This is a genomic window from Listeria sp. PSOL-1, assembly GCF_902806445.1.
Lineage (GTDB): Bacteria > Bacillota > Bacilli > Lactobacillales > Listeriaceae > Listeria.
In genome coordinates this window covers 1,212,986-1,234,789 of the sequence record NZ_LR760298.1, presented here as the reverse complement: position 1 = coordinate 1,234,789, position 21,804 = coordinate 1,212,986, and the positions used below count along the sequence as shown (strand labels likewise).

Here is a 21,804-nt window from a genome sequence, read left to right as displayed (position 1 = left end):
TATTTGTGGCGTCTTCATTTTTTTGAATAGGATTCTGTTTCTTTGAGGAAGGTTTCGGCAATGATGTCACGCTTTTCATTAAAAAGGTTATTTTTTCGTGTAGGATGAACTCGATTTGAAAGCACAATTAAACCATTTTTTGTTTCCAAATCAAGCGTGATAAATGTTCCTGTAAATCCTGTGTGATAAAGGGCATAACCATGGTTTGTTTTCTTTAAATCAAATCCCAGACCACGACTGCGATTTAAGCTAGGCGTATAGTTTTGCGCAAGGCGTTTGGTCATTTCTTTGGAAAGAATAGGAGTCCCATCATTTAGGAGGAGTGCTTGGGCAAAAAGTGATAAATCAGTCATCGTGCTAAAAAGACCGGCATGGCCTGTATTTTCTTTGGCAATAAAAGCTTTGAAATCATGGACAACCCCTTGAATGAGACCACGATTGGGATCGATTTCTGTTGGAATCGATTGGTCTTTATTCATTGCTTGATAAAAGGTTGTATCGTTCATACATAAGGGGCCTAAGATATGCTTTTTAATGCTTTTTTCAAAGGCGCCATCAAGAGTTTCAATCAGATAACCTAATAGTAAAAAATTAACATCACTATATTCCACAAATTCGTGGCGTGCTCGGACTTGCTCTGTTGAAAAAACGTACCGACGTAAATCAGTGCGATTTTCAATTTTAAAGCCAGGAATGCTTTTAGCGAGCCCTGAGCTATGTGTGAGTAAATCGAGAACAGTTATATCTGGATAGCGGAACTCGGGTAAAAAGGATTGTACTAAGCTTTCTGTCGTTAATTTTTTTGATTCAATTAGTTGGCAGATACGAATCGTTGTTGCGATAACTTTTGTTAAAGAGGCGATATCATAGTAATTTTTTTGATCCGCAGTTAGCGGCTGTTTAGAAGGAACAAGTTGTTTTGCGCCGATAAGCTTTGTTTCATGCTGCTTTTTGGTGATGATTTGGTAGGTAATGCCGGGAGCTGCTTTTTCGGTAATGATTTCGTTTAATAATGATCTCGTTTTTGGAAACATTTGTTTTTAGCTCCTTTAGCGATAGTTTGGTTCCCAGATGAGTTTTTCAAGTGCTTTTTCGAGATGGTTGATGGAGCTGTTTGCTAAGTTTTCAGCTATTGCTTGTTTGGCAACAGCCAGTGCAACTTGATAACTGGTTTTTCTTAATTGTTCAATCGGTGGAAGGAGAATATCGCCTTGTTTTTTTAAATGGACAGTTTCACAAACGGCATGGCTTGCAGCAAGAAGCATTTTATTTGAGATGTGTTTTGCACGGATAAGAATGGCGCCTAAGCCAAGTCCAGGGTAAAGCAAGGCATTATTTGCTTGGCCAATATAGTAGGTGGTATCGTTATAGGTCACAGGTTTTGTGGGGCTTCCTGTTACAATGAGAGCTCGTCCCTCTGTCCAATGAATGAGATCGCTGGCTTTGGCTTCTGCTAGTTTTGTTGGATTGGATAAAGGTAAAATAGCGGGCCAATCAACATGTTTTGCCATCGTCCGAACAACGTCTTCAGAAAAAGCACCAGCGACACCACTTGAGCCAATTAGCATGTGTGGTCTGACTGAATGGATGGTTTCTGCTAAAGTTGTAGGGCGTTTTTCGCTAAAGAGACTTGCTTTTTTTGCAAAACGCTGTTGACCAGTAGTTAAATGGGTAAGATCATCAGTAATCAGACCTTCTTTGTCTACTAGGAAAAAACGTTCTTTGGCTTCATTTTCGGAAAGGCCTTCGCGCATCAATTCAGAAACGAGCTGTTCAGTAATTCCAATTCCAGCAGTTCCAGCACCAAAAACAACAATACGTTGATCTTTAAGTGGAATTTTTGAAACACGTGTTGTCGCAAGAGCTGCTGCAAGGACCATTGCGCCTGTTCCTTGGATATCATCATTAAATGTACAAATCTTTGAACGATATGTTTCCAAAATACGTGCGGCGTGATTGCGTCCGAAATCTTCCCAATGGAAAACTGCATTAGGGAAAATTTTTTTGGCTTGTTCAACGAAATGAGCGATAAAGTGATCATAGGCTTCTTCACTTAGACGCGCTTTTTTATTACCAAGGTATCTCGAACTTTGGATGAGCTCTTGATTATTGGTTCCGGCATCAATAACAATTGGTAAGACGCGATCTGGGGCAATGCCAGCAGCAACCGTATAAACGGCAAGTTTTCCAACAGCAATTTTAACACCATTTACACCCCAGTCGCCTAGGCCAAGTACACCTTCACCATCTGTGATGACCATCATATCAATTGATTCTGGATGAGAAGCAGCATGTTTTAATGTTGTGCCCAGTTGTTCACTGTTAAAAGCATCAATGTAAAGCGCTTCTTCAGGAGTTTTGTAATCTAAATGGTAATTAACTACAGCATCACCAATTGTTGGCGTATAAATTAAGGGCAAGATTTCAGTGATATTTTTTGAAACGACGTAATAATAAAGTGTACGATTCTCGTGATATAGGTCACCAAGCAAATAATGTTTGGCCAGTGGATCTTCTAGCTTATCAAGTTGCTTAAAAACACGTTCTGCTTGTTGGGCAATGGTTTCATAAACGGGTGGCAAGCATCCTGTAATGCCATGTTTTATTCGCTCTGCTTCAGTAAAAGCGGTTCCTTTGTTGAGCAGTGGCTTTTTTAATATCGTCATTGTATTCGTCTCCTTTAACCTTCTTCCTTCTTATCTTACAATGTAAGGTGCTTAAAGTACAACTTAAAGGGGTACGAAAAAAAGCTAGTTCCTGAGATGCTAAAATTTTTTAGAACTCAGGACTAGCTATTTTTTTAAATTAAAAATTTTGCGCAAGTTCGCTAGCTTCTGTTATGCCTGTTGCAATAAGTTCTTTGGCTTGGTTAGGCTTGGCATTGTGACCTTCCACGACAATAAGCTCAGGATTTTTAATGCCAAAATGTGCGAGGACGTTTTTAACATAAGTAGCAGACATTTCATGATCAGTTAATGGGCCTTCAGAATAGACGCCTCCACGAGCATTTAAGAGTGCTACTTTTTTGTTTGGGATTAAACCAACTACCCCTTCTGCTGTATATTTGAACGTTTTACCAGCCTGACTTAAATAAAATAAATAGGTTAAAAGTTGTGCTGGAATACTGAAATTCCATAAAGGAAAAGCGATAATCACTTTGTCTGCAGCTAGGAAGCCTTCAAGATAACTATTCGCAATGTCTGCCAAGCGTTTTTCTTCAGGTGTTACCGCTTCGCCATTTGCTTCTTTGTATAAGCCATTCATCATAACGGCATCATAATAAGGTAAATCTGCTTCAAATAAATTGAGTTCGGTGATGATGTCATCAGGATGCCTTTCTTGATAACTTTCTAAAAATGTTTCATATAAAGTGACGCTAACAGAGCGTTCTTTAGGCAAGCCATTTGCTTTAATAAATAATACGTTTTCCATGTTTTTCCCTCCTAAGTAAGATATCTATTTTAGTTTAGCTGATATAGGGTGGTTATATCAAGTAACTTGCTTACAAAAAATTAGTTATTTATTTTTTCGACAATTTTTAATTGAAGATGTTACAATGAGAAAGAAGTAAATGAGGAGGCATGTGATATGTATTATCAAGAGGTTATTGATTTCTGGTTTAAAGAATCTACACCAGACGAATGGTTTACCAAAAACAAATCCTTTGATGAACTGATTAGAAAACGTTTTTTAAAAGTTCACAAGCAAGTGATAAAAGGTGAAAAAGTCGATTGGCGATTAGCGATTCAAGGGCGCCTAGCTGAGATTATTGTTTTAGATCAATTTTCGCGAAACCTTTATCGTGATGATCCGCGGTCGTTTGCTTATGATGGGATGGCGCTTATTCTTGCTCAAGAAGCGATCTTACATTACCCAATTGAACAGCTTTCTGTAGAAGAGAGATCATTTTTATATATGCCACTTATGCATTCAGAATCCTTACTAATTCACGAGGAGGCAGTAAAATGTTTTTCTGAAAAAGGGATGGAGAAAAACCTGCAATTTGAACAGCAACACCGTGATATTTTAGTAAAGTTTGGCCGATATCCACACCGTAATAAAATAGTAGGGCGCGCTTCAACTGAAGAAGAACTTGCTTTTTTACAGACGCCAGGATCAGCGTTTTAGCAAAACGCTGAAGCTTGTTTTTGTAATTTATTTGGGTTTTCAGTAAAATAGTGATAACAAATCAAAAGGGAAGTGCAGTATGGAGATTCCAACTGAGTTAATAGAGATGGTGAAAAAACAAAGTGCACATTATGCGTTAGAGGGTTTTGTCGTGGGGCAAGGTTCTGATAATCCACGAGTGATGTTTGTCGGGGAGGCACCAGGTGAAACGGAAATACATAATCATATCCCTTTTAGTGGGCGAGCTGGGAAAGAATTGATGAAGTTTTTTGAAATAGCTGGGCTTTCGCGTGGAGATGTTTATATTACAAGTTCTGTTAGAAGTAGACCTTATCAGCTTCGTGAAAAAATAGATCGAAAAACAGGAAAAAGTTTAGCACGAAAATATAATCGTACGCCTTCGCAAAAAGAAATCCTTATCCATGCGCCCATTTTGGATTATGAAATTAAGAAGCTTAAACCGCGTATCATTGTAACGCTAGGAAATATTGGCTTAAGAAGAATACTAGGGAAAAGGATCAAGGTTAGCGAAACGCATGGTCAATTTTTTCAACATGAAATCCTAACTTTAACAGAAGAAGCGACATTGCAATTTGGGAAAAAGCAGTATATCGTAATGCCCACTTTTCATCCCGCCGCTATCTTTTATAATCGCCAGCTACTTCCTTTAATTGAAGCTGATTTTCAAATTTTAGCGCGTTGGTTGAAGGAGAATAAGATATGAAAATTGTGATCATCGGTGGTGGAATTGTTGGCGCTAGTGCTTGTTATCATTTAGCTAAAGCAGGTCATGATGTGACTTTGATTGATGATGAAAGAGCTGGACAAGCCACAAGGCACGCAGCAGGAATTATTTCACCATGGCTTTCTAAAAGGCGTAGTAAGACTTGGTATCAGCTTGCTAAAATGAGTGCTTGGTATTATCCTATACTTCACCGTGAGCTTTTAGAAAAAGAACAGTTAGAATCAGGGTATAAACAAGTTGGTGCGCTCTATATTCATAAAGAAAAGCACGTTTTAGCGGACCTAGAAAAAAGAGCCTTGGAAAGAAGGCAAATGGCTCCGGAAATGGGTAAAATCATTTGGCTGAACGAAGAGGAAGTAAAGGCTAAATTCCCAATTATTGCTCCTCGATATGAAGCGATTTTTGTTTCAGGTGGAGGGCGTGTGAGTGGTTCGGTACTAGTTAGTACTTTAAAGCTAGCTGCAATAAAAAACGGCGCAAAATGGTTGAATGGAACAGCAAGATTAGCAAAAAAAGGCCAGACATTAAGCGTATATCATTTACAACAAAGCATTCCATTTGAAAAAATCATTCATGCAGGTGGTGCCTGGATGCGTGAAAGTTTACAAGAAATCAGTTATGATTTAGAAGTATTCCCGCAAAAAGGTCAAATCATTGAGGCCAAGCTTCCTATGAAAAAAACAAATGATTGGCCTGTCATTTTACCACCGAGCGCTAAAAGTATTGTGCCATTTGACGAGGGAAAGTTAATGCTTGGAGCCACACATGAAAAAACGGCTGGTTTTGATTTAACGCCAACAAATGCTGGTGAAAAAGAAATTATTCAAGCTGTTCAGCCTTTTTTAGCGACCGAATTAAGAGATTTACCGAAAAGGTTAGCCGTCGGGACAAGGCCGTATACTTCTGATTTTATCCCGATGATCGGTCAGTTAGCGAATGAGCCTATTTTTGTCGCTAATGGATTAGGTGCATCTGGCTTAACAACAGGTGCTTATGTTGGTAAAATATTAGCTGATTTAGTAATGGAGGGTGAAATCATGATTCCACTTCAAAATTATGATCCTAATCACTATCTTTATAAAAAGTGAAAAATAAGCGTTACGTGAAAGGAGCATGAATCGTGGCAAAAACAATGCAGGAAATTCAGCAAGATGTCGATGATTATATTGGACAATTTAAAGAAGGCTATTTTTCACCACTTAGTATGATGGCGCGCATCACTGAAGAAGTAGGAGAACTTGCGCGTGAGGTCAATCACTATTACGGCGAAAAGCCTAAAAAAAATAGTGAACAAGAAAAAAGCATGATAGAAGAGTTGGGTGACTGTTTCTTTGTGCTGACTTGTATGGCAAATTCACTTGAGATTGATCTGGAAAAAGCAATGGAAATCGTGCTTGAAAAATTTAACCAGCGTGATCAGAATCGCTGGACAAAAAAGGAGAATAGCCATGATTAAAGTAGCAGTATCAGGATTTAAAGGAAAGATGGGGCATGAAGTAGTTAAAACCGTTTTACGCGAGAAAGATATGGAATTAGTTGCTGTTTTAGATAAAAAACCAGATGAAAAGAACATCAATGAGCTGGTAGAGTTTAATCAGTTAGATGTACCGGTATACAGAGAATTAACGGATTTAATCAAAGAAAAAAAACCGGAATGTGTCGTTGATTTTACGGAACCAAGCGTTGCGTATTCACATGCGAAGACGATTATTGAAGCTGGTGTTCGAGCAGTGATTGGTACAACTGGTTTTAAACCGGAACAAATTGAAGAACTAAGTGCGCTTTCTAGCCAGAAAAAAATAGGTAGTCTAATTGCTCCAAATTTTGCTGTGGGCGCTGTTTTAATGATGCAGTTTGCCGAAAAAGCAGCAAAATATTTTCCCAATGTGGAAATTATTGAATTGCATCACGATAATAAATTAGATGCTCCAAGCGGAACAGCAATTAAAACAGCTGAAATGATGGCAAAAGCACGTGAAGCCATAAATCAGGGGGCAAAAGAGGAGCAAGAAACAATTCAAGGGGCGCGTGGTGCAGAATATGAGGGCATGCGAATTCATAGTGTTCGTTTACCTGGGCTTGTAGCGCATCAAGAGGTGATTTTTGGTGCTGAAGGGCAAGGTTTAACCCTTCGCCATGATTCATATGATCGGCTTTCATTTATGTCGGGTGTGGCGCTTGCTATTCGTGAAACGGCGAACTATGAAACGCTGGTTTACGGCTTAGAAAATATTCTCTAAGTGGATTGGAAGGAGTTTTTATGAAAGAAGTTTTTAAACAAGCTTCACCGATACTAAAGCAGCTTCAAGAGGCTGGATATGAAGCTTATTTTGTAGGGGGAGCTGTGCGGGATTTTATTTTAGAGCGTACAATTTCTGATGTGGATATTGCGACGAGTGCTTTTCCAGAAGAAGTCAAGCAGGTTTTTCCTGTTACTTATGACACGGGAATTGCACATGGGACGGTGACAGTACGTTATCAACACGAACTTTATGAAGTGACTACTTTTCGAACAGAAGGAAAATATGAAGATTTCCGCAGACCAAGTGAAGTCACTTTTATTCGCTCATTGAAAGAAGATTTATTACGGCGTGATTTTACGATGAATGCCATCGCTATGGATGAGAAATTTCATTTTGAAGATCCATTTGCTGGAATAAAAGCAATTCAAGAACGCGAAATTAAAGCTGTTGGTATTCCAAATCAGCGTTTTCAAGAAGATGCTTTACGAATGATGCGCGCTGTCCGTTTTATGAGCCAGTTAGATTTTACAATTGAGGAAAAAACTAAAGCGGCGCTAAAACGCGAAATTAAATTGCTTGAACATACATCGGTTGAGCGAAAAACGATAGAATGGGAAAAAATGATTCGTGGAAAGGCGCGTAAACAAGCAATGGATCTCTTAGTTGATGTGCATCTGCATCATTACTTACCGGGGCTAAAACAAGCAAAAAGTGGCTTGCAAAATCTTGCTGATTGGCATTTTGCTGAAACGGCTTCAGCTGACTTAATTTGGCTTGCTTTAGTTACGGCGATTGAGGTTAATGATATTCAAACATTTTTAAAAGCTTGGAAATTGCCTAATAAACTTATTACTCATGTAAAGCAAGCGGTTTATTGGTATCAACTAAATGAGCCTTGGACAGATTATACCCTTTATTTAGCAGGAAAAGAAATCTATTCTCTTGTTGAGGAGCTGCGTTTTTTAGTGACTGGAAATTCTGCGCAGTTGGAATGCGATAAGATGTACGAAAGGCTACCAATTAAAAGTATCAGTGACCTTGCTATTAATGGTAAGGATTTGCTTAAATGGTATGACAAGAAACCTGGTCCTTGGTTAAAAGAAAAATTAATCTCTGTTGAACAAGCTGTTTTAAACAAGAAACTTCCAAACAATAGAGAAGCAATAAGGAGATGGCTTGTTAGTGGGAAATAAAAAGCGTGAACAATTACTTGCACTTTTTTCCGAAAAAAGAGGAGAATTTATTTCTGGAGAACAAATGGCGTCATTTCTTGGGTGTTCACGAACAGCTGTATGGAAATATATGAGTGCTTTGCGAAAAGAAGGCTTTATTATCGAAGCCGTTCGTAACAAGGGCTATCGTTTAGAAGCCTCTACTGACCAGTTTTCAAAAGATGCCATTTCATTAGGTTTAAAAACAAAATTAATTGGGCAAGAGCTGACCGTATTAAATGTAGTCGAATCGACACAACAAGTTGCACATCTTGCTGTTTCAAATGGCGCTTGTTCTGGAGCTGTAATCATTGCTGATGAACAAAAAGGTGGCAAGGGACGCCTGAAAAGATCGTGGGATTCACAAAAAGGACAAGGAATCTGGATGAGTATTATTTTAAAACCAGATATTCCCCTTCAAAAAGTACCACAATTTACATTTATTGCTTCACTCGCTGTGACAGAGGCCATCACGCAATTAACAAATTTAAAAGCAGAAATTAAATGGCCAAATGACGTTTATATTGGTAAGCGCAAAGTTTGCGGCGTTTTAACAGAAATGCAAGCAGATGCTGAATCTGTCCATGCGGTGATCCTTGGAATTGGTGTCAATGTTAACCAAGTAGAATTTCCAGATGAGCTCGTAAATAAAGCGACCTCCCTTAAACAGGAATTAGGAACTAAAGTTTCTAGACGGAAGGTAATTCAAGCCATTTTATTTTATTTAGAAAAGTATTATCTCCTTTTTATCGAACAAGGTTTTGCACCTATTAAAATTTTATGGGAAGAACGTGCCCTTTCATTTGGAAAAACACTAAGGGTGACGACCATGCAAGAAAAAATTACAGGAGTGGCACTTGGCATTTCTGATACTGGTGTTTTACTTGTACAAGATGATACTGGAAAAATTCATCATATTTATTCTGCGGATATTGAAATGAATTAATGGGTAGCAGTTTTAGCCGGAAAATTTTATTTTCTGGCTAGTTTTGTGCCTAAAAGTGATTTATTAGCCGTTAAAATCTTGTTTTACTTATTTTTCAGATCATACTTTGTTCGTTATAATAGTGTTTGGGAGGGTGAGAGAATGAAACAATTTATAAGCATTCCATTTTTGTTTATCATCAGTATCATTTTAGTTTCATGTGGTGGAAAAGAAGAACTAGAAGACAAGATGGTAGCAACAAAGATACAGGCCAAGACTTTTTTAAAAACCATTTCAACTGCCGATTTTAAAAGAAAAATAAAGCAAAAAGAAACAGGCGCTATTTATATTGGAAGAGCAAGTTGCACAGATTGCCAAGCCTTTCAACCAGTTTTACAAAAAGAGTTAAAAGCTAGACAAATAAAAAAGATGGACTATTATGATGTTGAGATAGCGGCTAAAGCAAATCAAACAGAGATGATTAGTTTTTTGAAAGGGATCGATGTTGATTCGGTACCAACGCTTGTCTACCTTGATAAAGGAAAGATAACGTCGATTTACAAGGCTTCTAGCAGTAAGCAGGACTTGCAAAAATGGCTTGATCAACATGCGCATTAAAGACTTTTTTGAAATTTAAAGTTATGGTAACATAGCAGGAGGGATAAAAGAATTGATTGTATTTATGTTGATAAAACAATACATTTATCCTAATTTATTTTATATTTTTGCCGTGATTTGAATAAACACGGACGAAAAGGAGACGAAATGATGAAACAACCACTTGAATTTTTAGAGATGAAACAAGCGCAAGAAAAGATTGCGATGATCACAGCTTATGATTATCCTTCAGCGAAAGATGCTGAAAAAGCGGGAGTAGATCTAATTTTAGTAGGAGACTCCCTTGGCATGGTTGTCCTTGGATATGATTCAACGATCCCTGTAACACTGGCGGATATGATCCACCATACAAAAGCTGTAAAAAGAGGGGCACCAAATACGTTTATCGTAACAGATATGCCATATATGAGTTATCATGCTTCAATCGAGGATACGATTTGGCAAGCTAGAAAATTAATTCAAGAAAGTGGTACAAATGCAATTAAGCTAGAAGGAGCAGGCCGGGTTGTCGAAAAAATTGCAGCTTTGACTGAAGCAGGAGCCCCAGTTGTAGCGCATCTTGGCTTGACACCACAAACAGTGGGTTTAACTGGGAGCTATAAAGTACGCGCTAAAGCAAAAGAAGAGGCAGCAGAGTTAATGGAACAAGCTTTAAGAATAGAGCAAGCAGGGGCTATTATGCTTGTGCTTGAGGCGATTCCGAAACAACTAGCAGAAAAAATCACAAATAGATTACATATTCCTGTAATTGGTATCGGCGCTGGGGTGAAAACAGATGGCCAAGTTTTAGTATTTCATGATGTAATCGGATACGGGATTTCAAGACGCGCTAAATTTGTTAAAGCTTATCTTGATATTGATGAACCGATTATCTCTGCGCTTATTCATTATGTTTCCGATGTGAAAAAAAGTTATTTTCCAGAAGATAAGCATTCATTTACGATGAAGGCAGAAGACATCATTGATTTATACGGAGGCGAAAATAAGTGAGAATGGTTCGAACCAAAGCAGAGTTAAAAGAGGCTTTACAGAAGGTTTCTGATTTAGAGATTGGTTTTGTACCGACAATGGGCTATCTACATGAAGGGCATCTAGCGCTTGTGAAAGCTGCAAAAAATGAAAATGATTATGTCGTTATGAGTATTTTTGTCAATCCAAAGCAGTTTGGACCAAATGAAGATTTTGCGTGTTATCCGCGTGATGAAGCAGAGGATTCATTGCAAGCAGAACGAGCGGGTGTAGATTTGTTATTTTTACCGACAGTGAATGAAATGTACCCACAAGAATTATCTGTACAATTGCACGTCGAAAAGCGAATCGACGTATTAGATGGAAGCGCAAGACCAGGGCATTTTGATGGTGTTGTTACGGTCTTGTTAAAGTTATTTTCGCTCATGATGCCAACGCGTGCATATTTTGGACAAAAAGATGCACAACAAGTTGCTATTGTTGAAAGCTTTGTAGCCGATTATTTTTTACCAATTGAAATCCGCAAAGTAGCTACAATCCGTGAAAAAGATGGTCTGGCAAAAAGCAGTCGCAACGTCCGATTAAGCGAAGCCGAGCGAAGGGATGCTGCTAAACTTCATCAAGCGCTACTCCTTGGGCGAAAACGAATAGAAGAAGGTCATCTAGACGAACAAAAAGTTTATCAAGTGGTTAAGGACCGGCTTTTAGGAACGGCTAACCAAATCGATTATTTAACATTACTTGATTATCCTAGCTTTTTAGCAGCTTCAGCTAGGAGTAAAGCGCTTATTTTAGCCATTGCTGTGAAATACAAACAGACACGGCTAATTGATAATGAGATCATTCCACTGAAAAGCAAGTGAATCTCTGTTTTGGAAGTATTTTAGGAGGGTGAAAAGATGGGGCAAAAACATAAGCGCTATATGGTTGTCGATTTAGAAACAACTGGGAACCAAGCTAATCGCTCCGATCGAATGATTCAATTTGCAGCGGTGCTTGTTGAAAACAACCAAATTATTCAAACCTACTCTAGCTTTGTAAATCCCAATCGACCAATTCCTGCCTTTATAAAAGAGTTAACAGGGATCACAGAAGAAGATGTTCGGAATGCTCCTGAATTTCAAGATATTGCTCCGGTGATCAATTCGCTTTTGGAAGATACCATTTTTGTTGCTCATAATGTTAATTTTGATTGGACATTTTTACAAAAAGAAATGGAGCGTGCTGAGATTGAGATTGCTTCAGTTCATAAGCTTGATACAGTAGAGCTTGCTCGGATTTTATATCCGGGCGTTGACAGCTATAAATTACAAGATTTGAGTGATGAATTTGGTTTAACCCATAATGATCCACATAAAGCGGATAGTGATGCACTGGTTACTGCTGAATTACTCATTCAATTATTACATAAGCTAGAGAGCTTGCCACTTGCGGTTATTCAAAAAATGTCCTCGATTTCACAATCATTAAAGAGTTACTTGCCATCTTTAATTTTTGAAATCGAGATGCGAAAAGGGCGTAAAGTGGAAACACTTCCTGCTCATTTACTTGAGTATCGTGGCCTTGTCATCCAGCGTAAAAGTATTGAAAAACCAAGCTATTCTCACTTCTCGGCGCATGTTTTTCCTAAAACAAATCAAGCAAAAATGAAACTTTTTGGAAAGGCTAACGCACCACTTTATGTAAGAAACGGTCAATTTGAAATGATGGATTTGGTGCATCAAGCGATGGAAAGTAAATCTCATGCACTTATTGAAGCTGGAACAGGGATTGGTAAGTCGTTAGGCTATTTTTTGCCTGCCCTTTATTTTGCAAAGGGAGAACGTTTACCTGTTATTATTAGCACATATACCAATCTACTTCAAAGCCAACTATTTCAAAAAGATGTCAAGCTTGTGGAGCAGCTTACGGATCTTCCAGTAGTTGCTACTTTATTAAAAGGAAGAGATCATTACCTTAACTTATTTAAATTTGAGCAGCTTCTTTATGAAGTAGATACACAGTACGATGTTGTTGTTACGAAATTAAAATTACTTGTTTGGTTGATGGAAACAAAAACGGGAGATATTGATGAAGTTAATTTATCGAGTGGTGGTAAGCTATTTTGGAACCGGATGAAGCATACTGGTTGGTTTTTGCCAGAAGATAAAGATCCATGGTTGGACTATGATTTTTACAAGTTCAATGTAGAGCAAGCAAAGCATGCTGATTTGGTGATTGTCAATCATGCGCTTCTTTTACAAGATCATTTCACTAAAAAAAGCCGTTTGCCAGAATATAGTTATGCTGTGATCGATGAGGCGCATCATTTTGCTGATAGTGTAAGAGACCAGTGGAGCTTTAGTTTGACGTATCGGAAAATGAAATATTTCTTAAATCAATTAGGGTCACTTGAAAAATATTCACTCTTAAGCCGTTTAGAAATGATCTTTGAGGGTGAAAGTAGTTTATTTGATTTAAATATTGCAGCGTTTAAATTAGGTTCGGCCATCGACGCGTTTTTTACTGAGCTTAAAACGCTTTTGTACAATAAAAATAAGCAGCAAGTGGAAGTCACATTAACTGATGATTTGTTTTACACAGCGGAGAACCTAGTGACTTTATTATTTGAAGTCGTTAAAAACATGACAGCATTACTGGAAAAAGGAAAGCAGAAAAGCAGATCTTTTTCAGAGCAAGAGATTGCTTTTATTGAGGAGACCTATTCTTTTTTGCTTGACTGGGAGCACATGGCAGCAGGGTTAAAACAAATGATTAACCAACACCAAGCGTTTAGCATTGTGATTTTAGAATGCGACAAAAATTATTCATTATCCAGCCTTAAAATAACAAATATGTCAGGAGGAATCGAGAATAAGCTTGCTGATCATTTTTTTGATACAAAAGATAGCGTAGTGATGACCTCAGCTACACTTACTGTTAAAGACTCTTTCGACTATATTAAAAAAAAGCTTGGCCTAAATCGACTTGCTGATCGATTGATTGAAGCAAAAATCGCATCTCCATTTAAGTATGCCAAACACGCTAAAATACTGATTCCAAATGATATGTCACCTATTAAAAGTACGCCTCTTTTAACATACACTGAACAGCTAGCCAATTATCTTTCACACATTGCTGTAAAAACGAGTGGCCGGATGCTGGTCCTTTTTACCGCATCTGAAATGCTTGATGAAACTTTTAAGATACTGAAATCCAATCCAGTATTGGCCGAGTTTGTCATATTAGCACAAGGGAGGTCAAGTGGTAGTACGGATCGTTTAACAAGACAATTTCAATTATTTGATAAAGCGATTTTACTTGGAACAACAAGTTTTTGGGAAGGGATTGACATTCCTGGGGAGGCACTTAGCTGTTTGGTGATTGTAAGACTTCCTTTTGCACCACTTGATGATCCGTATACGAAAGCGCAAATTGAACTTTTAAAATCACAAGGGGAAAATGCTTTCCAAAATTATTCTTTACCAGAAGCGATACTACGCTTTAAGCAAGGATTTGGTCGTTTAATTCGCCGCGAAACAGATCGAGGGCTGATTTTTATTTTTGATAACCGCATTGATACAACGCATTTTGGCAAAGCATTTTTAAGCTCAATTCCAGATGTACCCATCATTAAAGCGAACCAATCTCAGCTTCTTGACGAAACAGCAGAATTTTTTAAGGGAGATCAAGATTAAGACTTCAAAAAATAAAGCTGAATTGCTATAATGGATCTATGCCTAAAGTGTAGTCCGGCAAATATAACAGGAAATGAGAGAATTTATTTTGCATAGAAAAAAGAAAGGACGTAAGATCGGTCTTTGGATACTGGCCATTATTAGCGTTGTTATACTTTTACTTCTTGCTTTCTTTCTTTATGCGAGAAGCGCTGAAAGGCCTGTACAAGAAGCAAAAAAAGAGGCACTAGCAAGGATTAGTGGTAGCGTTGATTTAAAGGACCAAGGGAAGTTCTACTTATATACTGGCATTAAATCAACTTATTATGTATTAACTGGCAAAAATAAAGAAAATAAAGAGATCATTATTTGGGTTCCTAAAAAGAAATCAGATAAAATTTATGTAAAGTATGCGTCAGACGGAATTTCTGCTCAAAAGGCGAGAAGGATTGTTGAAGCAGCTAAAAAACCGAAGAAAATTTTAAATGTAACACTTGGTATGGAAGGTGATTTGCCGCTTTATGAAGTGAGTTATCTTGATAAATATAATCGTTTAAATTATTATGACATGACATTTAGAGACGGTGAATGGTTGCGAGAAATCGAAAACTTGTAATTTAGGAGGAAGTAAAATGGACATTTCCTTATCAGAACGCGTCAAAAGAGTGGCGCCTTCAAAAACGCTTGCAATTACTGCAAAAGCTAAGAAAATGAAAGCTGAAGGAATTGATGTGATCGGCTTAGGTGCTGGGGAGCCCGATTTTAATACACCGCAAAATATTATTGATGCAGCGATTCAATCAATGGAAGCTGGTTTAACAAAATATACACCCTCAACGGGAATTCCTGAATTAAAGCAAGCTATTTGTGATAAGTTAAAGCGTGATCAGCACTTAACTTATACGCTGGATCAAATTTTTGTTGGAACTGGCGCTAAGCATGTGCTTTATTCTATCTTTCAAGCCATTTTAAATCCAGGTGATGAAGTAGTCATTCCAGTCCCTTATTGGGTAACTTATCCTGAACAAGTCAAGTTAGCAGGAGGCGTTCCTGTTTTTGTTGAAACTGATTTTGATACTGATTTCAAAATTTTAGCAAAAGATTTCGAACGCGCCATTTCTGAAAAAACAAAAGCCATCATTTTGAACTCCCCAAATAATCCAACTGGAATGTGTTATTCTGAAGAAGAATTACGCCAAATTGGAGAGGTTGCAACAAAGCACAATTTACTGATTGTTTCAGATGAGATTTATGAAAAGTTATATTATGGCAGTGGTGTTGTAACCTCTATTGCAAGCTTGAGCGAGGATCTTTACCTGCGAACAATTGTGGTTAATGGTGTATCTAAGGCATATTCAATGACGGGATGGCGAATAGGTTATGCCGCTGCAAATGCAAGTCTCATTTCGGGAATGGGGAAACTTGCTGATCATATGACGAGCAACCCAACTGCAAATGCCCAGTATGCTGCTATTGAAGCTTATAATGGTAGTCAAGCTATACCGGAGAAAATGTACGAAGCTTTTGCTGAAAGGATGGAGCGTTTTTATCCTGAGTTAGAAAAAATACCAGGATTTTATCCAAAAAAACCAGACGGCGCTTTTTATTTCTTTGTTGAAGCAAAAGAAGCAGCGGCATTAAAAGGATTTAATCATGTTGACCAGTTTGCTGAAGCGCTACTTGAGGATGCAAAGGTGGCTGTTATTCCAGGTTCAGGATTTGGTATGCCAAATTATATTCGTCTTTCTTATGCAACCGAAGCCGCTTTATTTGAAAAAGCATTACAACGAATTCAAGAATTTATGAAAAAATAGGGAGTGAACTTAAGAAGTGAAAATAACAATTAATCAATCAAAAGATTATGTCAATCAAAAAGTAACAATCGGCGCATGGCTAGCCAACAAACGTTCAAGTGGTAAAATTGCTTTTTTACAACTTCGTGATGGCACAGGGTTTATGCAAGGTGTTGTTGTAAAAGCAGAAGTAGCTGAAGAAATCTTCCTCCAAGCAAAAGGATTAACTCAAGAAACAAGCCTTTATGTAACAGGGACTATTCATGAAGATACACGTTCTAAATTTGGTTATGAGATGGCTATCGAGTCACTTGAAATCATCTCAGAATCACACGATTATCCAATCACACCAAAAGAGCATGGGACAGAATTTTTAATGGATCATCGTCATCTATGGTTGCGTTCTAATCGCCAACATGCCATTATGAAAATCCGTAATGAAATTATTCGTGCAACATATGAGTTTTTCAACAATGAAGGTTTTATAAAAATTGATCCACCAATCTTAACAGGAAGCGCGCCAGAAGGAACAACCGAATTATTCCATACGAAATACTTTGAGGAAGATGCTTACCTTTCGCAAAGTGGGCAATTATACATGGAAGCTGGTGCAATGGCATTTGGGAAAGTCTTTTCATTTGGTCCAACTTTTCGTGCTGAAAAATCGAAAACACGCCGCCATTTAATTGAATTCTGGATGATTGAACCAGAAATGGCTTTTTATGAGTTAGAAGATAGCTTAAAAGTTCAAGAAAACTATGTGGCTTTCTTAGTAAAATCTGTGCTTGACCACTGTTCGCTTGAACTTGAAAGACTTGGACGTGATACAACGCATCTTGAAAAAATGACAGCACCGTTTCCACGGATTACGTATACAGAAGCGATTAAGTTATTGAAAGAAAAAGGTTTTCATGATATTGAATGGGGCGAAGACTTCGGAGCACCACATGAAACAGCCATTGCTGATAGCTTTGAAAAGCCAGTCTTTATTACACATTATCCAAAAGCAATTAAGCCGTTTTATATGCCAGAAGATCCGACTAATCGTGAAGTCGTTCTTTGTGCAGATTTGATTGCACCAGAAGGTTATGGTGAGATTATTGGAGGATCTGAGCGTATTCACGAGTTAGAAGCACTTCTTAAACGTGTTAAAGAGTTTGGCTTAGACGAAGAAGCCTATCGTTGGTATATTGACTTAGCCCGTTATGGCTCTGTTCCACATTCTGGTTTCGGACTTGGTTTAGAGCGTACAGTTGCTTGGATTTCAGGAACTGAGCATGTTCGTGAGTCCATTCCATTCCCACGTTTGTTAAATCGCTTATATCCTTAAATAAAAGGAAGTCAAAATAAATCAACGAAAGCGCTCGTGATTGAAAAAGCTTGCCAGATTTCCACTTCCGGATTCTGGCAGACCTCTTTAATCACGAGCGCTTTCGCTTGATTTATCGCAATTTTTTCTAATAAAAAATTGCGCTGAACTCCGAGCCCCTTTAAATATAAGTACCTCTACCGCTTTTCCTTCTAGACAATTACACCATTTCTAAACGTTAATTGTCTAAAACTCTTTCCTTTGATTTTGTCTTCTGGTACTGCTTTTTCAATTCGTGAGATCTCTTCATTTGATAATTTAACTTGGCGCGCTTGGATCGAATCTTCAAATTGGCTTAGCTTGCTTACACCGATTAAAGGGAGGATATCCTCGCCTTTAGAAAGTGCCCAAGCATGAATAAGCTGTGATAGGGTTAGTTGTTTTTCTTCAGCGATTTTTCTTAGTGCTTCTACTCGTAAGATATTTTCTTCAATATTGTCTTTATCTAGGAGTGAGGTAGTCTTATTTTGAGCTCTTTTTCCTTGCGCTACTTTTTCTTTTGTCCACGCTCCGCTTAATAAACCATGCGCTAAGATACCGAATGCGACCATATTAATCCCCAGTTCTCGTGCTACTGGTACGATTTCTTTTTCCATTGATCGGTTAAAAAGAGAGTATTCCATTTCTACATAAGAAATAGGATGGGTAGCGTGCGCTTTTCTTAAGGTTTGGGCATCTACTTGTGTTATTCCGATTTCCTTTACATAGCCTTCTTTTACCAAGTCAGAAATGGCACCGATTGTTTCTTCGACTGGGATCGCTAAATCTATTCGAGCAGGTTGATATAAATCGATATAATCTAGTTTCAGTCGTTTTAAAGAATGTGTTAAATAATTTTTAATTCGATCTGGGTGTACATCTAAACCATACATCATTCCATTTGGTGCCATGAGGGCTCCAAATTTTAAAGAAAGATAAGTTGCATCTCGTTGTTCATGATAAAGTGCATGAGAAATAGCCATTTCGCTTTCGCCAGCACCATAAAAATCAGCAGTGTTTAAAAAAGTAACATTATGTTCCATTGCTGAACGAATAATGGCTGTACTTTCGGTTAATAAATTTTTATTTGCTGTAGAAAAACTTCCACATCCGAGCCCAAAATTAGTAGTATTCATCTTTTTTCCTCCTCTATAAAAGCTGTAATTGCTCTATTTTTTTTGAATTTAAGAATGGGTAATGATGAAAGTCGCCCACTAATGCTGTAAATGTTACAGGCATTTTTCCTTGTTTGATAATCTGTGTGGTTAAAAATTCTTTTAATATCCATGGATCTTCTAAGGAATTGGTTTTTAAGTGCAAAATAGAATGGATGTTGTTTTCATGTGTATCGAGTTGATTGGCCACTTCAGCGATGGTTAAGCCTGAGATTTCTAAGCTTTTTTTTAATTCTTGGATCGTATTTTGTCTTTGCGCGAATGTTAACGACATAATTTGGTTTCCTCCTTTAAACTTGTTTATGAAATAGTTGTATTTACAACTTTATGATACTACTTTATTAAAACTTGTCAATCAAAAAGTTGTAATTTATACTATAAAGAAGCATGCATTATCGGAGGGAAAAGATGGTAACCAATAAACAGGATTTATCTGATAAAATACATCAAATTAGTTTGTTGCAACAAGCATTTATTGCAAACCGCCTGAAACAACTACAATTAAATACACAGCAAGCAAGAACACTCAGTTTTGTATTCGTTTATCCAGGAACCATTCAAAAGAAGTTAGCCCAATATTTAAGTAAACAAGATGCTACCGTTACCAATCTTTTAAAAGGACTTGAAAAAAAACAATACCTTTATCGCGAAATTCCTCGTGACAACGAGCGCCAAAAAAAAATTTATTTAACAAAACAAGGGGAGGAAATTGCTAAGCAAGTCCAGCTAATTTTTGCTGATTTGAATAAGGAATTCCTTGCGAATATTTCAAATGAAGAAAAAATAGAAGCTGAAAAAGTTCTTGAAAAAATCATTCAAGGATTTCGTCCTTAAATAACTCTTTGTTACGCAAAGTTTTATTTTTACCGATTATCGTAACTTTTTCATGACGATTTAATATTTTTGTAGAAGAAATCATGCTATACTTCTAGTGAGAGGTGTTTTAAATGGATCAAAAAATTATGCTGGAATGGATGAAAGTAGGTCAGCTTCCTGTTTCGCAAGCATTACTTATACACTATACTGATCTTTCGCTAGATGAGAAAGAACTTCTTCTTCTTTTACAAATCGATTCTTTTCATGCGCATGGCAACTCTTTTCCGATGATAGAAGAGTTATCAGAACGAATGACATTATCGCTTTCTGAAACAGCAAAAGTGCTTGAATCCTTGTTACAGAGAGGTTTTGTCACAATTGAGCGCAGCGGAGAGCAAGTTATTTCAGAAAGTTATTCACTTGAATCCCTGTGGAAAAAGTTATGGCATTACTATGAAAGTAAAAATTTAGCAGCAAAGGCAGAGCGTGTTGTGACGGAAGAGACGAATTTATATTGTCTATTTGAGACAGAATTCGGTCGCCCACTTTCACCATTTGAAGCTGAAACGATGGCTGCTTGGTTAGATCAGGATCATTTGCCAGTCGAATTAGTAAAAGAAGCTTTGAAAGAAGCCGTCATTTCAGGTAAGCTTACTTTTCGTTATATTGATCGTATTTTGCTTGATTGGAAGAAGCTGAATATTAAAACGGTTGAAGAGGCACGGAACCGAGCAGAAGGTTTCCACGGGAAAACAAAGCAAAATTTTTCAGAGACAGATCGTGTCAAACAAAGTGAACATCGCGTTCCTTTTTATGATTGGCTTGAAAAAAGAAAAGGGTGAAGACGGTTGTGCTAAATAAAAAACAAACGGTGATGTGCATAGAAGAAATGGCAAAAATGTTTCCAGCAGCACATTGTGAACTGGTGCATAAAAATACATTTGAACTATTGATTGCTGTTGTGCTCTCAGCGCAGTGTACAGATAACCTTGTCAATAAAGTCACCGCATCGTTGTTTGAAAAATATCAAACACCAGAAGATTATTTTAGTGTGCCTGTTACAGAGCTCGAAGCGGATATTCGCTCGATTGGACTTTATCGGAATAAAGCAAAGAATATTCAAGCATTATCACAAAAGCTTGTCACAGATTTTAATGGGAGTGTTCCGAAAACCCATGCTGAGCTTGAAAGTTTGCCAGGTGTAGGTAGAAAAACGGCGAACGTGGTCATGTCGGTCGGTTTTAATATTCCAGCGATTGCTGTAGATACACATGTTGAGCGTGTCAGTAAACGCTTGGGGATTTGTCGGTATAAAGATTCGGTGGCGGAAGTTGAAGAGACATTGAGGCGAAAACTACCAGAAGAAATGTGGTCGGATGCGCATCATTATCTGATTTTTTTTGGTCGTTATCACTGCAAAGCACGGAGACCAGAATGTCCGACCTGTCCGTTACTTTTTATTTGTCGTGAAGGAAAAAAACAAGCGAAAGTGAGAGGGTTTGATGGCTGAATTTGTTTATGCACTTGAACTAAGGCATCCTACGTTTAAAACACCAGAAGTTGTTAGTGCGGATTTTGATCCGGCGTCTATTTTTGTTAGTGGTGTCCCGTTTTGGCAAGAACAGCTCTTTTATACTGAAGCTTCTGGGGTTATGCCTTGGAAAGATAACAGGGAGCAAGCTTGTCGTCATTTAAATAAGAATATGAATGTCTTATTGGATGAGATTTATGCGTCACTTGAAAAAAAAGAAAAACCGTCTAGTTCAACTGTTCGAGATGCGTTGGGCATTTTCATTTCGGTTCTTTTTTGGAGTAATGGGCGCCCTGTGCAACTTATGGACTTATGGGATCAAATTGAAACACTTGTTATACAGCCATTAAATTTAGCTGAGCGTCTGGCTTATGTTCTTGAACGTGGGGACACTTTTTTAGGCTATAGTCAACTAAAGGAATTAATGCTTGAGCAGCGAAAGTTAATTGTCAAAGAGCATAATAAAGATGTTTAAAAAAGCGTCTACGTGTTTCAAGTTATATTAATTTAAACAATCGAGTGTAGGTGCTATGTTTTGAACACGAGAAATCGAGCGAAAACGAAGCTTGCCAGAATCCGGAAGCGTAGAACCGGAAGTCTGGCAAGCTTCTTAAATGCGAACTGCGAGCGCTTGTCGCCGATTTAT

23 protein-coding genes are annotated in these 21,804 nt (G+C 37.8%); 18 read left to right on the top strand and 5 right to left on the bottom strand.

What is annotated here, in order from left to right; genetic code table 11:
• Positions 1-14 precede the first annotated feature (14 nt).
• The 3 genes from G6Q10_RS05990 to G6Q10_RS05980 form a co-directional block, all read right to left on the bottom strand.
• A complete protein-coding gene (locus G6Q10_RS05990) occupies positions 15-1,034 on the bottom strand; it encodes a serine hydrolase domain-containing protein (protein WP_163654148.1) in 1,020 nt (339 codons plus the stop codon).
• A gap of 15 nt (positions 1,035-1,049) precedes the next feature.
• Entirely contained in the window at positions 1,050-2,666 is a 1,617-nt protein-coding gene (locus G6Q10_RS05985; RefSeq protein ID WP_163654145.1) for an NAD-dependent malic enzyme, read from the bottom strand.
• 139 nt (positions 2,667-2,805) lie between these two features.
• On the bottom strand, positions 2,806-3,432 hold the full coding sequence (locus tag G6Q10_RS05980; protein ID WP_163654142.1) for an FMN-dependent NADH-azoreductase: 627 nt from the start codon (positions 3,430-3,432) through the stop codon (positions 2,806-2,808).
• Positions 3,433-3,588: 156 nt separating this feature from the next.
• On the opposite strand from G6Q10_RS05980, the gene G6Q10_RS05975 reads away from it, so the two are divergent.
• From G6Q10_RS05975 to asnS, 14 genes are all read left to right on the top strand, one after another.
• On the top strand, positions 3,589-4,128 hold the full coding sequence (locus tag G6Q10_RS05975) for a DUF924 family protein (protein ID WP_163654139.1): 540 nt from the start codon (positions 3,589-3,591) through the stop codon (positions 4,126-4,128).
• Positions 4,129-4,207: 79 nt separating this feature from the next.
• Positions 4,208-4,852, top strand: a complete 645-nt coding sequence (locus G6Q10_RS05970) for a uracil-DNA glycosylase (protein ID WP_163654136.1) — start codon at positions 4,208-4,210, stop codon at positions 4,850-4,852.
• A complete protein-coding gene (locus tag G6Q10_RS05965; RefSeq protein ID WP_163654133.1) occupies positions 4,849-5,961 on the top strand; it encodes an NAD(P)/FAD-dependent oxidoreductase in 1,113 nt (370 codons plus the stop codon). The genes G6Q10_RS05970 and G6Q10_RS05965 overlap by 4 nt, the downstream gene beginning before the upstream one ends.
• A gap of 32 nt (positions 5,962-5,993) precedes the next feature.
• Positions 5,994-6,329, top strand: a complete 336-nt coding sequence (locus tag G6Q10_RS05960) for a nucleotide pyrophosphohydrolase (RefSeq protein WP_163654130.1) — start codon at positions 5,994-5,996, stop codon at positions 6,327-6,329.
• Entirely contained in the window at positions 6,325-7,113 is a 789-nt protein-coding gene (gene dapB, locus G6Q10_RS05955; protein WP_163655777.1) for a 4-hydroxy-tetrahydrodipicolinate reductase, read from the top strand. The genes G6Q10_RS05960 and dapB overlap by 5 nt, the downstream gene beginning before the upstream one ends.
• A 20-nt stretch (positions 7,114-7,133) precedes the next feature.
• Positions 7,134-8,309, top strand: a complete 1,176-nt coding sequence (locus G6Q10_RS05950) for a CCA tRNA nucleotidyltransferase (RefSeq protein ID WP_163654127.1) — start codon at positions 7,134-7,136, stop codon at positions 8,307-8,309.
• Positions 8,299-9,273 carry a biotin--[acetyl-CoA-carboxylase] ligase gene (locus tag G6Q10_RS05945; RefSeq protein WP_163654125.1) on the top strand — a complete coding sequence of 325 codons (975 nt, stop codon included), beginning with the start codon at positions 8,299-8,301 and terminating at the stop codon, positions 9,271-9,273. Before G6Q10_RS05950 ends, G6Q10_RS05945 begins: the two co-directional genes overlap by 11 nt.
• Before the next feature lie 141 nt (positions 9,274-9,414).
• The gene (locus tag G6Q10_RS05940; protein ID WP_163654122.1) at positions 9,415-9,870 is read left to right on the top strand and encodes a thioredoxin family protein; all 456 of its coding nucleotides are present in this window, start codon (positions 9,415-9,417) and stop codon (positions 9,868-9,870) included.
• A gap of 150 nt (positions 9,871-10,020) precedes the next feature.
• Positions 10,021-10,860, top strand: a complete 840-nt coding sequence (gene panB, locus G6Q10_RS05935; protein WP_163655775.1) for a 3-methyl-2-oxobutanoate hydroxymethyltransferase — start codon at positions 10,021-10,023, stop codon at positions 10,858-10,860.
• Complete coding sequence (gene panC / locus G6Q10_RS05930; RefSeq protein WP_163654119.1) at positions 10,857-11,702, top strand: pantoate--beta-alanine ligase; 846 nt, start codon at positions 10,857-10,859, stop codon at positions 11,700-11,702. Before panB ends, panC begins: the two co-directional genes overlap by 4 nt.
• Positions 11,703-11,738: 36 nt before the next feature.
• Positions 11,739-14,516 carry an ATP-dependent DNA helicase DinG gene (gene dinG / locus G6Q10_RS05925; RefSeq protein ID WP_163654116.1) on the top strand — a complete coding sequence of 926 codons (2,778 nt, stop codon included), beginning with the start codon at positions 11,739-11,741 and terminating at the stop codon, positions 14,514-14,516.
• A 73-nt stretch (positions 14,517-14,589) separates the two neighbouring features.
• On the top strand, positions 14,590-15,111 hold the full coding sequence (locus G6Q10_RS05920) for a cell wall elongation regulator TseB-like domain-containing protein (protein ID WP_163654113.1): 522 nt from the start codon (positions 14,590-14,592) through the stop codon (positions 15,109-15,111).
• A gap of 16 nt (positions 15,112-15,127) precedes the next feature.
• Positions 15,128-16,309 (top strand): pyridoxal phosphate-dependent aminotransferase, encoded by a 1,182-nt coding sequence (locus G6Q10_RS05915; RefSeq protein WP_163654110.1) that lies wholly within the window; start codon positions 15,128-15,130, stop codon positions 16,307-16,309.
• Between the two features lie 16 nt (positions 16,310-16,325).
• A complete protein-coding gene (asnS, locus tag G6Q10_RS05910; protein WP_163654107.1) occupies positions 16,326-17,618 on the top strand; it encodes an asparagine--tRNA ligase in 1,293 nt (430 codons plus the stop codon).
• A gap of 191 nt (positions 17,619-17,809) precedes the next feature.
• On the opposite strand, the gene G6Q10_RS05905 is transcribed toward asnS, so the two are convergent.
• Together G6Q10_RS05905 and G6Q10_RS05900 are read right to left on the bottom strand one after the other, a co-directional pair.
• On the bottom strand, positions 17,810-18,772 hold the full coding sequence (locus G6Q10_RS05905; protein WP_163654104.1) for an aldo/keto reductase: 963 nt from the start codon (positions 18,770-18,772) through the stop codon (positions 17,810-17,812).
• A gap of 13 nt (positions 18,773-18,785) precedes the next feature.
• Positions 18,786-19,085, bottom strand: coding sequence for a DUF2316 family protein (locus tag G6Q10_RS05900; RefSeq protein ID WP_163654101.1), 300 nt, complete (start codon positions 19,083-19,085; stop codon positions 18,786-18,788).
• Positions 19,086-19,219: 134 nt separating this feature from the next.
• Between G6Q10_RS05900 and G6Q10_RS05895 the strand changes: the two genes are divergently transcribed.
• The 4 genes from G6Q10_RS05895 to G6Q10_RS05880 all read left to right on the top strand — a co-directional run bounded on the left by G6Q10_RS05895 (position 19,220) and on the right by G6Q10_RS05880 (position 21,633).
• Entirely contained in the window at positions 19,220-19,645 is a 426-nt protein-coding gene (locus G6Q10_RS05895; protein WP_163654098.1) for a MarR family winged helix-turn-helix transcriptional regulator, read from the top strand.
• Between the two features lie 113 nt (positions 19,646-19,758).
• A complete protein-coding gene (locus tag G6Q10_RS05890; protein WP_163654095.1) occupies positions 19,759-20,469 on the top strand; it encodes a DnaD domain-containing protein in 711 nt (236 codons plus the stop codon).
• A gap of 8 nt (positions 20,470-20,477) precedes the next feature.
• Positions 20,478-21,137 (top strand): endonuclease III, encoded by a 660-nt coding sequence (gene nth, locus G6Q10_RS05885; protein ID WP_163654091.1) that lies wholly within the window; start codon positions 20,478-20,480, stop codon positions 21,135-21,137.
• On the top strand, positions 21,130-21,633 hold the full coding sequence (locus tag G6Q10_RS05880) for a YpoC family protein (protein WP_163654088.1): 504 nt from the start codon (positions 21,130-21,132) through the stop codon (positions 21,631-21,633). Before nth ends, G6Q10_RS05880 begins: the two co-directional genes overlap by 8 nt.
• The last annotated feature ends 171 nt before the right edge of the window (positions 21,634-21,804 follow it).

Bases quoted from the DNA above. Each gene is read 5' to 3' on its own strand.
- G6Q10_RS05990 (WP_163654148.1), bottom strand. From the start codon at position 1,034: ATGTTTCCAAAAACGAGATCATTATTAAACGAAATCATTACCGAAAAA.
- G6Q10_RS05985 (WP_163654145.1), bottom strand. From the start codon at position 2,666: ATGACGATATTAAAAAAGCCACTGCTCAACAAAGGAACCGCTTTTACT.
- G6Q10_RS05980 (WP_163654142.1), bottom strand. From the start codon at position 3,432: ATGGAAAACGTATTATTTATTAAAGCAAATGGCTTGCCTAAAGAACGC.
- G6Q10_RS05975 (WP_163654139.1), top strand. From the start codon at position 3,589: ATGTATTATCAAGAGGTTATTGATTTCTGGTTTAAAGAATCTACACCA.
- G6Q10_RS05970 (WP_163654136.1), top strand. From the start codon at position 4,208: ATGGAGATTCCAACTGAGTTAATAGAGATGGTGAAAAAACAAAGTGCA.
- G6Q10_RS05965 (WP_163654133.1), top strand. From the start codon at position 4,849: ATGAAAATTGTGATCATCGGTGGTGGAATTGTTGGCGCTAGTGCTTGT.
- G6Q10_RS05950 (WP_163654127.1), top strand. From the start codon at position 7,134: ATGAAAGAAGTTTTTAAACAAGCTTCACCGATACTAAAGCAGCTTCAA.
- G6Q10_RS05940 (WP_163654122.1), top strand. From the start codon at position 9,415: ATGAAACAATTTATAAGCATTCCATTTTTGTTTATCATCAGTATCATT.
- panB (WP_163655775.1), top strand. From the start codon at position 10,021: ATGAAACAACCACTTGAATTTTTAGAGATGAAACAAGCGCAAGAAAAG.
- dinG (WP_163654116.1), top strand. From the start codon at position 11,739: ATGGGGCAAAAACATAAGCGCTATATGGTTGTCGATTTAGAAACAACT.
- G6Q10_RS05920 (WP_163654113.1), top strand. From the start codon at position 14,590: ATGAGAGAATTTATTTTGCATAGAAAAAAGAAAGGACGTAAGATCGGT.
- G6Q10_RS05915 (WP_163654110.1), top strand. From the start codon at position 15,128: ATGGACATTTCCTTATCAGAACGCGTCAAAAGAGTGGCGCCTTCAAAA.
- G6Q10_RS05905 (WP_163654104.1), bottom strand. From the start codon at position 18,772: ATGAATACTACTAATTTTGGGCTCGGATGTGGAAGTTTTTCTACAGCA.
- G6Q10_RS05900 (WP_163654101.1), bottom strand. From the start codon at position 19,085: ATGTCGTTAACATTCGCGCAAAGACAAAATACGATCCAAGAATTAAAA.
- G6Q10_RS05895 (WP_163654098.1), top strand. From the start codon at position 19,220: ATGGTAACCAATAAACAGGATTTATCTGATAAAATACATCAAATTAGT.
- G6Q10_RS05890 (WP_163654095.1), top strand. From the start codon at position 19,759: ATGGATCAAAAAATTATGCTGGAATGGATGAAAGTAGGTCAGCTTCCT.
- G6Q10_RS05880 (WP_163654088.1), top strand. From the start codon at position 21,130: ATGGCTGAATTTGTTTATGCACTTGAACTAAGGCATCCTACGTTTAAA.